Origin of the sequence: Streptomyces sp. ALB3, assembly GCF_044385685.1 — a bacterium.
In the GTDB taxonomy this organism is placed as follows: Bacteria; Actinomycetota; Actinomycetes; order Streptomycetales; family Streptomycetaceae; genus Streptomyces.
In genome coordinates this window covers 179,225-191,435 of record NZ_JBISCE010000046.1, presented here as the reverse complement: position 1 = coordinate 191,435, position 12,211 = coordinate 179,225, and the positions used below count along the sequence as shown (strand labels likewise).

Genomic DNA, 12,211 nt, shown 5'->3' with positions numbered 1-12,211 from the left:
TCTTGGTGCAAGAGCCCCTTGCGCTATTGCGCCAGGGGCTTCGTCTATTCCGGGGCACCCGGTTCGACGGCTCAGGCTTTGCCGTACATCGTCGTGCGGCAGGTACGACCTTTACGTACGCCCCCTGACCTTGGACATGCCCCGCCCGGAAGGGGTGTACGCCTGTGCCCGCACTTGTGCTGCTCGGTGCTCAGTGGGGTGACGAGGGCAAGGGGAAGGCCACCGACCTCCTCGGTGGATCCGTTGACTATGTGGTGCGTTACCAGGGCGGCAACAATGCCGGCCACACGGTCGTCGTAGGCGACCAGAAGTACGCACTGCATCTCCTCCCCTCCGGAATCCTGTCGCCGGGGTGTACCCCGGTCATCGGTAACGGTGTCGTCGTCGACCCGGCGGTCCTGCTCTCCGAGCTGAGCGGTCTGAACGAGCGAGGCGTCGATACGTCCAAGCTCCTGATCAGCGGCAACGCTCATTTGATCACTCCGTACAACGTCACCGTCGACAAGGTGACGGAACGCTTCCTCGGGAAGCGCAAGATCGGCACGACCGGGCGCGGTATCGGCCCGACCTACGCCGACAAGATCAACCGCGTGGGCATCCGCGTCCAGGACCTCTACGACGAGTCGATCCTGGAGCAGAAGGTCGAGGCGGCGCTGGAGCAGAAGAACCAGCTGCTCGCCAAGGTCTTCAACCGGCGTGCGATCGAGCCCGGCAAGATCGTCGAGGAGATGCTCCAGTACGCGGAGCAGATCAAGCCGTACGTCGCCGACACGACGCTGATCCTGAACGACGCCATCGACGAGGGCAAGGTCGTCCTCTTCGAGGGCGGCCAGGGCACTCTGCTGGACGTCGACCACGGCACTTATCCCTTCGTCACGTCGTCGAACCCGACCGCGGGCGGCGCCTGCACCGGAGCCGGCGTGGGCCCGACGAAGATCAGCCGGGTCATCGGCATCCTCAAGGCCTACACCACCCGGGTCGGTGCCGGACCCTTCCCGACCGAACTTCTCGACGAGGACGGCGAGGCGCTGCGCCGGATCGGCGGCGAGCGCGGTGTCACCACCGGCCGTGACCGCCGCTGCGGCTGGTTCGACGCCCCGATCGCGCGGTACGCGACGCGGGTCAACGGCCTGACCGACTTCTTCCTCACCAAGCTGGACGTACTGACCGGCTGGGAGCAGATCCCGGTGTGCGTGGCGTACGAGATCGACGGCAAGCGCGTCGAGGAGCTCCCGTACAGCCAGACCGACTTCCACCACGCGAAGCCGGTCTACGAGATGCTGCCGGGCTGGTCCGAGGACATCACGAAGGCCAAGACCTTCGGCGACCTGCCGAAGAACGCGCAGGCGTACGTGAAGGCGCTGGAGGAGATGTCCGGCGCCCCGATCTCCGCGATCGGTGTCGGCCCCGGCCGTACCGAGACGATCGAGATCAACTCGTTCCTGTAGGGACTCCGGTAGGGACCCCGGTAGGGACCCCCGCAGGAACGGATGGGGCACGACCGCGGCGGCGGACGGCGGGCACGACGCGTCGACCGCCGCCGTACACCCCCGGCCCGGACGCGGCGCACGAGGCGGATGCGGGGTGAGGTGCGGTCGTCGGCTGCTCACGGGGGCGGATGCCGGAAGCGGGTCCGATCGCACCGCCGGACACCGGGTGTCGCTTCGCCCCCTACTCAGGCACGACCCAGCCCTCCCCGCAGAGCCTCATCCCCTCGGGCGTCGCGCAGGGCAGGTGTCCGTTGGTGCGCATGATCTCCTCGCCGTAGTTGTCCAGGTAGTTAAGGAATCCGGCCACCAGGGAGTTCGCGGGCGGCGACCCGTAGGTGTACGCGTACTCGATCTCCCGGTACGGGTAGCTGCTGGTGGCGATCGACTTCAGGGACGGCGTGGTGCCGTCGATGGCTGTCCGGTGGGCGCCGTCGGGCACCGCACCGCCCCGCAGTTCGGTGTAGCCGATCGCTCCGTCGAGCTCGGCCACCTCGCTCAGGACCTGGTCCGTCCCGTCGAGTTCGCAGCGCAGGACCGGGGCATCGGCGTAGTCCTTGGTGACGCAGTCGCGCGAGGACGTGGCGAGCTCGTTGGCGCCCAGCACGCGTCGCTGGAACACCTCGCGGGTCCCGGAGTCGGCGTCCCGGCTGACGAGCCGGATGTCGAGGTCGGGGCCGCCCTCGACGACCTCGTTCCAGTTGCGGACCTCACCGCGGTAGATCCGTCTGATCTGGTCGAGGGACAGGTCCTTCACCGGCACGGTGTCGTTGACGACGAGCGAGAAGAGCGAGATCGCGACCCGCTTCCCGTGCAGCTCGGTGAGGGCGGCAGGCCTGGGGCCGTCGGACAGGGCGATCATGGAAGGGGAGCCGTCGGAGCCGGCCTCGAGGCCGGTGGCGGCGAGCTTGCGCACACCGGCGTTGCTGCCGTGGATCTCCAGGCGGATGCCGGCGCCTTCGCACTCGTCCTCGTACTTCTCCTTCAGTTCCTCCATGACCGGCTCGAACGCGGTGGAGCCGGTGACCGTGAGGGTGCCCTGGGCGCAGTCCATCGGGGGCGGGGAGTCGTCCCGTACGAGGATGATCCCGGCGAGTGTGACGACGCAGGTGGTGAGGGCCACGGTGATGATCCTGGCCGCCGGGCCGAAGAGCGGGGGCTTCTCGTCGGGGCGGGCGGCCTTGTTCCGCGCCACGACACCGTCCCTGATGCCCCCGGAGACCCTGATCGGACCGCCCACGTGCGAACCGGTGAGCAGGACCAGGAGCTTGAAGTGCTCGTTGCGGTTGAGGGGGACGCGCGGCAGCCGGATCACCGAGCCGTCGTGCCGCAGGCCGGCCGCCGGGGTGAAGTGATCCATCAGGTGCTCGGCGTCCGGGGAATGGGTCACGGCGATCCCGCGGACCGTCCGTCCGGTGAACTCCGCCGTGAGACCGTTGAGTTCACCGCGCCCGGTGTAGTCCTCGTCGCCGATCGACTGCGAGCCGTCGTTCTCGACGCGCAGCAGGACGAGGGTGGCGTCGGCCATGTCGGGGGTCTCGTTGAAGAGACCGAGCCGCACACTGGCCCGGCCCTGGCTGACCTCGCTGCCTATGGGGGTGTCCATCTGTACGCGGTAGCCGATGCGTTTGCGGCGCGGGACGCGGCGTTCGTACCAGAGCACGCCCGCCGAGGTCGCGACGCCCAGGAGGGCGGTGAGGAGGGCGATGACGTTCTCGGGGGTGAACAGCGAACCCATGGTGCTCGCGCTCCCTCGTGGGTGCGGTGTGCCGGATGGCTCACCGTACGGCGGGAGGTCCTGTGGTGGGTGCGCCTCCGTTTTCCTTCCGGTGAAGTTCGCCTCGCGTTCAATAAGCCTGCTGTTCCGGTCAGTTGGGGTGCAGGGAAAGAGGCCGAGTTTTGGTCTAGACCTTGACAGGTCCAGACCATCGACGCTTGAGTGGCCGCAACCCCCCATGACGGCGCCCGCTCAGCGCGGGCTCCGCGCCGAAGGAGTGATCACGTGGCCAAACGTGTCATGAGCCTGATCGTCGCGCTGGGCGCACTCATCGCGACGTTCGTCTTCCTCCCCGTCTCCACGGCCTCGGCCGCCGCCTGCGCCCCGGCCTGGAGCGCCTCCGCCGTCTACTGGGGCGGTGGCACCGCCTCGTACAACGGGCACAACTGGTCGGCGAAGTGGTGGACCCAGAACGAGCGGCCCGGCACGGTCGACGTCTGGGCCGACCAGGGCAGTTGTGGCACCGGCGGCGGGACCGACCCGGGGACCCCCTCGGGCTTCGTCGTGAGCGAGTCGCAGTTCAACCAGATGTTCCCGAGCCGGAACTCCTTCTACACCTACAACGGCCTCAAGGCGGCGCTGAGCGCGTACCCCGGATTCGCCAACACGGGCAGTGACACGGTCAAGAAGCAGGAGGCGGCGGCGTTCCTCGCCAACGTCAGCCACGAGACCGGCGGTCTGGTGCACATCGTCGAGCAGAACACCGCGAACTACCCGCACTACTGCGACACCAGCCAGTCGTACGGCTGCCCTGCCGGTCAGGCCGCCTACTACGGGCGCGGTCCGATCCAGCTCAGCTGGAACTTCAACTACAAGGCCGCCGGTGACGCACTCGGCATCGACCTGCTCGGCAACCCCTGGCAGGTGGAGCAGAACGCGGCAGTGGCCTGGAAGACCGGCCTCTGGTACTGGAACACCCAGTCGGGCCCCGGCACCATGACGCCTCACAACGCCATGGTCAACGGCGCCGGCTTCGGTGAGACCATCCGCTCCATCAACGGCAGCCTGGAGTGCAACGGCGGCAACCCCGGCCAGGTCCAGAGCCGCATCGCCAAGTACCAGGCCTTCGTCCAGATCCTCGGCACCACACCCGGCTCGAACCTGAGCTGCTGACCCGGCCCCACCCCGGGGAGAGGGGGCGCGCCCGGCTTCGGCCGGACGCGCCCCCGTTTCGTGCTTCCGATCCACCGTCCGGCCGGCACCCGGGCGGCCCGCCCTGGCTGTGCCGCCCCCGGCCGGTCCTCCCGTACGGGAGGTCGGCAGGATCACGCGCCATGAACCCGGACAGCGCCACGACCCGCCCATGACCGCCTCGCCCTGATCGACAGCACCCTCGTCCTGCCGTTCCCGGCGGGGGAGGAGAGCGAGGACGTCGGCGTGCGCAGCGGCGGCCCCGGTCGTCATCCGCTGGTCCTGATGGCGAGCCGGGACTTCTGGGACGACCGGTCCCGCGAGCTCGTGGAGCCCGCCCAGCTGGAGATCGAGGCGGAGTCCAGCGCCCTGGCAGGCGCGTTGAGCGAGCGGTGGGGCGAGCCGGAGTCCGTCGGACTCCGGCCGTACCTGGAGCGGGACGAGGGCGTGGACGCGGCTCCGGAGCCGGTGCGGCGGCTCAGCAACCTGGCGGGCAGCATGCAGGTCTGGCGCGCACCCGGCGCGTCCCGCCGGCTCGGTCTGGCCGTGGGCCAGGCGGATCCGCAGTTCCCCGTCCGGCTGCTCGCCGCCGTCGGGGAGACGGCGACGCTCCCTGGGTGAGGCGGCCTTGCCCCTGTGCCTCGGGCCGCTGGGCCGCGCGGAGTCCGGTGCCGCCGCGGGCCGACGACAGCGACCACCCCCGTGAGCCGCTGCCGCCGTGCCGTCCGGACGTCCCCCGACGTCCTCCGGCCCCCGGGCCCGGGGTGTTCCGACGTCCCCCGACGCCTCCCGGACTTCCCGGAACATGCTGGGGACTCTAGGGGGGATGAGCGCCGGGCCGGGAGCTTCAATTCGCACTGCGGGGCCCGCGACGGGTATCAAACGGCACAGCCGGACCGGTACTCTGCACTCCGGTTCCAGGGAGGAGCGGAGACGTGCGTGCGCGCGAACGGGCCGACGACGTACTGCTGATGTACCGCCTCGCGCGGACCGGCGGATCGCCCGAGCTGCTGCGCAGGCTGGCCCAGCGGGCGGAGGGCTGGGCAGGGATCCTCGACGGCGGGGGCACGGTGCTCCAGGCCGTGGCCGGGAACGTCCGGTGGCCCGGGCACGAGGCGGCCGGGCTGGCCTCCACGGCGGCGCGGGAACTGGCGGCCCGGGGAGCCGGTTCGTACTCCCTCGACTCCGACGAGTGCTCCGCGCTGCTGCTGCCCCTCGACCGCACACCCCGGGACGGCGGCCCGGTCCTGGCACTCGTCGCACCGAAACCGCTGCCCGGCGGGCTGACCACGCTGATGGCCGACGCGGTGATGCCCCTGGCCCTGGCCTGGGCGTCGGAGAGCGTCGAACGCAAACGGCGGCGGGTGGACCTCGCCGAGTCCCGCGGCCGTGAAGCCGTGCTGCACCTGCTGATGACGGGTCAGCTCTCCATAGCCCACCAGGTGGCAGGTGCCCTGCGGCCGAAACTCCCCGATCCCGTACGCGTCTGCGTCGTCGAGTGCTCGGGCGGACAGCGGGACGAGGTCGCCCGGATCTGCGCGGACGTCTCCGGCGGCCGGACCTGGATCGTGCGCTGCCCGGTGTACGCCCGTCATCTGATCCTGATCGTGCCGGCGGACGAGGAGACGCAGGCGGAGGGGCAGGACAGCGGCCGCACCCTGGGTCTGGTGGTCGCCGGGCTCGTGGACGACTGCGTCGTGGGTGTCAGTGAGGAAGTGCGGCTGCCGGACACGGCGACCGCCTACCAGCAGGCCTTCCACGCCCTCGCCGTCGCCCGTGGGGTCCCGGGGCGCCACGCCAGGTTCGGAGCGGCGCAGGAGCCCGCACTGGTCGTAGGGGCCGCCGGAGCGCGGTGGGCCGACGCCCTCCTCGGACCGCTCCTCACCCATCTGCCGCGCCGCTCGCAGGACCCCGGCAGTCAGGAGCTGTCGGCGACCGTCGCGTCCTGGCTCGCGTTCTCCTCCCACGCCACCCAGCACCTGAAGATCCACCGCAACACCCTGGCCTCCCGGCTGAAGCTCGTCGGTGAACTCCTCGGCCTGGACCTGAACCGGGTCGCGGACCAGGCTGCCGTCGACCTCGCCCTGCGGATCAGGGCCACCCCCGCGCTGCACCGCACGCGCCCCGGCGATCCCGTGGCGTCCGCGGACCTCGACACGGTTCTGCGCGCCCCCGGCGTCCGGGACTGGGCCGTCCAGCAGCTGCGGCTCCTCGGCCCGGCCGGGCCCACGGGCGAGGAGACGCTGCGCACGTGGCTGCGCTGCGAGGGCCAACTGAGCCCGACCGCCGCCGAGCTGGGCATCTCGGTGCCCGGTGCGCGCAAGCGCCTCACCCGGCTCGAGGCACTGCTGTGCCGGTCGCTGCTCCGGACGCCGAGCGCGAGGTACGACCTGTGGCTCGCCTTCCGGGCCGTGGACCTCGCGGCCTGAGCCGCTCAGCCCGTCCTCGTGTACGTCAGGCTCTTGCCGGTGGTCGTGCTCTCACGGTGCAGGGTGCCGTCGGGCAGCAGCGTCAGGACGGTGGGTTCCCCCGGGGCGCACGACGACATCGGTTCTCCCTCGGTGACCCGGGAGGGGCCGATGCGGACCGGCCCCCCGGAGGGCGGCTCGCTCTCCAGGTCGGCCTGGAACACGCAGTGGTAGGTACCGCCCGTGCCCAGCGGCCCCTCGGCGGTGAGGGACAGGACGGGGTCGCCCACCCCGCCCTGCTGGACGACGAGTCGGCGTGTGGATGCTCCCGAGCCGCCCTCGATGGCCCCGGACCAGGTGCCCAGGTATCCGGAGGGGACGGTACCGTCCGTGCCCGGGGAGCCCTCGCCGTCCGGGGTCGTGGCGTCGTCCCCCTTCGCGCCCGAACGGGAAGGGGAGACGGTGTCCACCGTGGTGCCGCTGCCGTCCCCGCTCCGCAGGAAGGCGTGGACCCCCCAGCCCGCCCCGACCGCGACGAGCAGCGCGACCGCCCCCAGCAGCAGGACGGAACCCGCTCCGCGGCGGCTCCCGGGGCCCGGAGGGGCGAACCGGGCCTGCGGGACGCCCGGTGGGGTGGACCCGTAGCCGTATCCGCGGGCGTGCTGCTGCGGACAGCCGTACGAGGGCGGTGGGGCCGGCTGAGGCGTGGGCGGCCCGACCAGCGTGGGAAGCGCGTGCACGACGCCGGGAGGGCGCACCGGCGCGGGGGGAGCGTGCCGTGTGGGTGTGGGCGGCACGGATGCCCCCGACGGCACGGGTCGCGTGCCCTGCTCAGGTCGGACGCCCGCTGGTCCGGCGCCCGCAGGACCGGTGCCCGCTGGTCCTGTGCCCGCAGGACCGGGCTCCTCCGGGTCCTCGGAGTCCAGCAGTTCCACGGCGTGCCGGCCGAGTTGGGCGATGAGCGCACCCGGCAGCCACGGCTCCGCCGTGTCCGTATCGCCCAGCCGCTCCAGGACGGCGTCCGTCGAGGGCCGCGCGGCCGGGTCCTTCGCCAGGCAGTCCCGGATCAGTTCGACCAGGTCGACCGGTACGCCGGTGAGGTCGGGGTCCTCCTGCGCGATCCGGAACATGAGTGCGTGGATCCCGCTGTCCGCCGCGCCGAACGGCATACGGCCGGTCGCCGCGTACGCCAGCACGGAGCCGAGACAGAACACGTCGCAAGCGGTGGTCACACGCTCGCCCCGCACCTGCTCGGGCGCCATGAACCCGGGGGAGCCGATCATCGCGCCGGTACGGGTGAGGCCGCCGTCGGCGACGGTATCCAGGGCACGCGCGATACCGAAGTCGATGACCCGGGGCCCGTCGATCGTCATCAGGACGTTGGACGGCTTCAGGTCCCGGTGGATCAGCCCCGCTCGGTGGATGTCCTGGAGAGCCCCGGCGAGCCCGGCGCCCAGGATGCGGACGGAACGCTCGGGCAGCGGCCCGTACGCCCCCGACTCGGCCACCGGGGCGCCCGGCCGGCCCGAGACGATGCGGTGCAGCGAGGGACCGGCGATGTAACCGGTGGCCACCCAGGGCACCGCGGCGTCGACGCCGGCGTCGAGCACCGGCGCGGTCCACGACCCGCCGACCCGCCGGGCGGCCCGCACCTCGGCCCTGAAGCGGTCGCGGAAGTGCTGCTGTTCGGCGAGCTCGGGGCGGACCAGTTTGATGGCGACGGTGCGCCCCCGGGCCGAGCGGGCGAGGAACACCTGCCCCATCCCGCCGGCTCCGAGGCGCCCGAGCAGCCGGTAGGTGCCGATGCGTTGCGGATCGCCGGAGCCCAGTTCGTCCATGGTGCGCTTCCCTCCCCCGTACGGCCGTGGCGGACCGTGGGTCGAGAATAGCGGCGCGTCCCCGGAGGCCGGCCTCAGTCCGCGGAGGGTTCCGGTGGCGCTCCGGCGGAGGACGTCAGGGTGTCCATGGCGGCCGAGAGCCGCTCCAGCACGTGAACGGTCCGGGCGAACTCCTCCTCGCCCAGTTCCTTCGCCAGCCGTTCCGCGAACTCCGCGTGGGCAGGGTCGATCCGGCGGACCGCGGCCCGTCCCTCGGCAGTGGGGCGGAGCAGCTTGGCCCGCCGGTGAGCCGGGTTCGCGACGTACTCGGCGAGGCCGTGGTCCACCAGCAGATCCGCGATCCGCTGCACGCTCTGACGGGTTATCCCCATGGCGCGGGCGACGGCGGACACGGGGAGCGGCTCTGTCAGGACCGCGCCGAGGACCTGCCACCGGGACGCCGTGAGGCCGGCGGGCCCTGCCAGTTCATCGGCGACGGACAGGAACCTGCCGTTGAGCCGGAACACCGCGAGCGCGGTGCGGCTGAACCGGCCCGGGTTTCCGGAGTGCTCCCCGCTCATCCCGCGAACACCTCGTAGGCGCTCGCGTCCGAGTCGTGGAAGAGCCGGTACCAGGCGTCCAGCTTCTCCGGCCCGAACACTCCGAGCAGGGCGAGGATCTCGCGGGCGAAGGCGATCGGTTCGGTCGGCCCCGCCGTGACGACAGCCCCACGCGCCGACCCGCCGGAGCCGGTGCCCGTGCCGGAGTCCGTGTCTCCGCCGGCGTCGGTCACCGCGTCGGCCTCCACGTAGTGCGCGCCACCCGCGTATCCCGTGGCCGCGAGGTAGAAGGACACCGCGCTGGTGTGGGCGCGGTCGTCGAGCAGCCCTTCGCGGGCCAGCCCCGCGGTCGCCCCGCAGATGGCCGCCACGGGCACGCCGGCGTCCAGGAAGGCCCGCGCCGTCCGGGCGAACGGGGCGAGGGTGTCACCGGTGTCCCAGAGGGCGGCGCCGGTGAGGATCAGCAGCTCGCTGTCCCCGGGGTCCAGTCCGCCGAGCGCGAGGTCGGGCTGGACGCGCATCCCGCCCATGGTCGTGACGGGCGCGGTGGTGAGGCCGACGGTGCGCACGGTGTGGCCCTGCTGGGTGAGCTGGGTCGTGGCGAAACCCGGCTCGCAGTCGGCGAAGGTGTCGTAGACGGCCAGGTGAACGGTCCTGCTGGTCATGATGACCTCCGGTGGCGAAGCACGGAACCTATGACAGCAGAGTGTCATGATGACAACATGCTGTCAAACGATGCCGCTGATTCCGGCGGGGACCCGACACCCTGCCGAGCCGGGCGGCCCACGCCGTACACAGTGGCCATGGAGGACCGCCGTACCGCCGCCTACGCTCGCCGTATGAGCCCCGATGCCTCTCGCGCCCCCTACACCGACCCGGCGGCGGGCGCGGCCGTGAAAGCCGCCGACCGCGCGCACGTGTTCCATTCCTGGTCCGCCCAGGGCCTGATCGACCCGCTCGCCGTCGCCGGCGCCGAGGGGGCGTACTTCTGGGACTACGACGGCAACCGCTACCTCGACTTCACCAGCGGCCTCGTCTTCACCAATATCGGCTACCAGCACCCCGCAGTGGTCGCCGCGATCCAGGAGCAGGCGGGCAGACTCGCCACCTTCGCCCCCGCGTTCGCCGTCGAGGCGCGTTCGGAGGCCGCGCGCCTCATCGCCGAGCGCACCCCCGGCGACCTGGACAAGATCTTCTTCACCAACGGAGGTGCCGAGGCCGTCGAGAACGCCGTCCGCATGGCCCGGCTGCACACCGGGCGCCACAAGGTGCTGTCCGCCTACCGCTCGTACCACGGCGGCACCGCCACCGCGATCAACCTCACCGGCGACCCGCGCCGCTGGGCGTCCGACACCGGGTCGGCGGGCGTCGTCCGCTTCTGGGCCCCGTTCCTCTACCGGTCGCCCTTCCACGCGCGGACGGAGGCCGAGGAGTGCGCCCGCGCCCTGCAGCACCTGGAGGACACCCTCGCCTTCGAGGGCCCGGCGACCGTGGCCGCCGTCGTCCTGGAGACGATCCCCGGCACGGCGGGGATCATGTCGCCGCCGCCCGGATACCTCGCAGGCGTCCGCGAGATCTGCGACCGGTACGGGATCGTGTTCGTGCTGGACGAGGTGATGGCCGGCTTCGGCCGTACCGGCAAGTGGTTCGCCGCCGACCACCACGACGTCGTACCGGACCTGATGACGTTCGCGAAGGGCGTCAACTCCGGTTACGTGCCGCTCGGCGGCGTCGCCATCAGCGCGGAGATCGCCGCCACGTTCGAGACCCGCCCCTACCCCGGCGGGCTCACCTACTCCGGTCATCCGCTGGCCTGCGCCGCCGCCGTCGCCACGATCAAGGTGATGGAGGAGGAGAACATCCTGGAGAACGCCGCACACCTCGGCGAGCACGTGCTCGGCCCCGGTCTGCGCGCGCTGGCCGAGCGCCATCCCTCCGTCGGCGAGGTGCGGGGGCTCGGCGCGTTCTGGGCGCTGGAACTGGTCCGTGACAGGGAGACCCGCGAGCCCCTGGTCCCGTACAACGCGACCGGCGAGGCGAACGCCCCGATGGCGGCCTTCGGCGCGGCCTGCAAGAAGAACGGGCTGTGGCCCTTCATCAACATGAACCGCACCCACGTCGTCCCCGCCTGCAACATCACCGAGGCGGAGGCGAAGGAGGGTCTCGCGGCCCTGGACGTGGCTCTCTCGGCCGCCGACGCCCACACCGTCTAGACGACACCGGACGGGACGCCCTCACCCGTGCCCGGTTCCGGGCACCCGCCCTGGCTTATGGTGACCCAAGCCGAGAACGGGAGGGGGCGTCGTGGGTGCCAGCGGAGGCGTGACCCGCAGCACGCTGCGGCAGCAGATCGCCGACGCACTGCGTGACGAGGTGCTCGCGGGACGTCTGCGGCCACGGCTGGAGTTCACCGTCAAACAGATCGCCGAGCAGTACGGCGTCTCCGCGACGCCCGTCAGGGAGGCGCTCTTCGATCTCTCCGCGCAGGGACTGCTCGAATCCGACCAGCACCGCGGCTTCCGGGTCCGTGAGTTCACCGTCGCCGACTACCGGTCGATGGTGGAGGCCCGCGCCCTGGTCATAGACGGGGTCTTCCGGTCCATCTTCGACGGGACCGGCTCGGCGCCCGCCGTGCTCGGCGCCCACCGGACCGCCCTCGTCTCCGTACGCCGACGGGCCGAGGAGGCCGCGCGGGCCGCGCGCAGCGGCGACCTGGACATCCTCATCGGCTACGACCTGCGGTTCTGGCGGGAGCTCGGCGCGGTCATCGGCAACACCTACATCAACGAGTTCCTGCAGCGGCTGCGGATGCAGGCCTGGGCCTTCGCCGTTCCCTATCTGCGCGGGGACACCGACGTGTGCGACTGGCTGTGGAACGGCCACCGGGAACTGGTGGAGGCGATCACGGCCGCCGACGGGCCCGCCGTACGGGCGGTGCTGGACGACTACTACGCCCACGGGCTGAACTGGGCGGACCGGCTGGCCGCCGGCGATCCCCCGCACCCGGGCCACGGCTGAGCGCACACCGCCC

The 12,211-nt window shown here is 71.8% G+C and carries 10 protein-coding genes; 6 read left to right on the top strand and 4 right to left on the bottom strand.

Annotation, left to right across the window (positions count from 1 at the left end; all coding sequences use genetic code 11):
* Window positions 1–164: 164 nt before the first annotated feature.
* Window positions 165–1,448 carry an adenylosuccinate synthase gene (locus tag ACHFIV_RS30860; RefSeq protein ID WP_325750047.1) on the top strand — a complete coding sequence of 428 codons (1,284 nt, stop codon included), beginning with the start codon at window positions 165–167 and terminating at the stop codon, window positions 1,446–1,448.
* A 223-nt stretch (window positions 1,449–1,671) separates the two neighbouring features.
* Here ACHFIV_RS30860 and ACHFIV_RS30855 read toward each other — a convergent pair whose 3' ends face one another.
* Window positions 1,672–3,225 (bottom strand): substrate-binding domain-containing protein, encoded by a 1,554-nt coding sequence (locus ACHFIV_RS30855; RefSeq protein WP_398975836.1) that lies wholly within the window; start codon window positions 3,223–3,225, stop codon window positions 1,672–1,674.
* Window positions 3,226–3,489: 264 nt separating this feature from the next.
* Here ACHFIV_RS30855 and ACHFIV_RS30850 point away from each other — a divergent pair, with 264 nt between their 5' ends.
* From ACHFIV_RS30850 to ACHFIV_RS30840, 3 genes are all read left to right on the top strand, one after another.
* The gene (locus ACHFIV_RS30850; RefSeq protein ID WP_398975834.1) at window positions 3,490–4,377 is read left to right on the top strand and encodes a glycoside hydrolase family 19 protein; all 888 of its coding nucleotides are present in this window, start codon (window positions 3,490–3,492) and stop codon (window positions 4,375–4,377) included.
* A gap of 264 nt (window positions 4,378–4,641) precedes the next feature.
* Window positions 4,642–5,016 carry a hypothetical protein gene (locus tag ACHFIV_RS30845; protein WP_398975832.1) on the top strand — a complete coding sequence of 125 codons (375 nt, stop codon included), beginning with the start codon at window positions 4,642–4,644 and terminating at the stop codon, window positions 5,014–5,016.
* A 350-nt stretch (window positions 5,017–5,366) separates the two neighbouring features.
* Window positions 5,367–6,824 carry a helix-turn-helix domain-containing protein gene (locus ACHFIV_RS30840; RefSeq protein ID WP_398976594.1) on the top strand — a complete coding sequence of 486 codons (1,458 nt, stop codon included), beginning with the start codon at window positions 5,367–5,369 and terminating at the stop codon, window positions 6,822–6,824.
* 5 nt (window positions 6,825–6,829) lie between these two features.
* Here the strand turns inward: ACHFIV_RS30840 and ACHFIV_RS30835 are convergent, their stop codons facing one another.
* The 3 genes from ACHFIV_RS30835 to ACHFIV_RS30825 form a co-directional block, all read right to left on the bottom strand.
* Complete coding sequence (locus ACHFIV_RS30835) at window positions 6,830–8,641, bottom strand: serine/threonine-protein kinase (protein ID WP_398975830.1); 1,812 nt, start codon at window positions 8,639–8,641, stop codon at window positions 6,830–6,832.
* A gap of 74 nt (window positions 8,642–8,715) precedes the next feature.
* Window positions 8,716–9,201, bottom strand: a complete 486-nt coding sequence (locus tag ACHFIV_RS30830) for a MarR family winged helix-turn-helix transcriptional regulator (protein ID WP_398975828.1) — start codon at window positions 9,199–9,201, stop codon at window positions 8,716–8,718.
* Window positions 9,198–9,845, bottom strand: a complete 648-nt coding sequence (locus ACHFIV_RS30825) for a DJ-1/PfpI family protein (RefSeq protein WP_398975827.1) — start codon at window positions 9,843–9,845, stop codon at window positions 9,198–9,200. Before ACHFIV_RS30825 ends, ACHFIV_RS30830 begins: the two co-directional genes overlap by 4 nt.
* A 174-nt stretch (window positions 9,846–10,019) precedes the next feature.
* Here ACHFIV_RS30825 and ACHFIV_RS30820 point away from each other — a divergent pair, with 174 nt between their 5' ends.
* Window positions 10,020–11,393, top strand: a complete 1,374-nt coding sequence (locus ACHFIV_RS30820) for an aspartate aminotransferase family protein (protein ID WP_398975825.1) — start codon at window positions 10,020–10,022, stop codon at window positions 11,391–11,393.
* 91 nt (window positions 11,394–11,484) lie between these two features.
* On the top strand, window positions 11,485–12,198 hold the full coding sequence (locus tag ACHFIV_RS30815) for a GntR family transcriptional regulator (protein ID WP_398975824.1): 714 nt from the start codon (window positions 11,485–11,487) through the stop codon (window positions 12,196–12,198).
* Window positions 12,199–12,211: the final 13 nt, after the last annotated feature.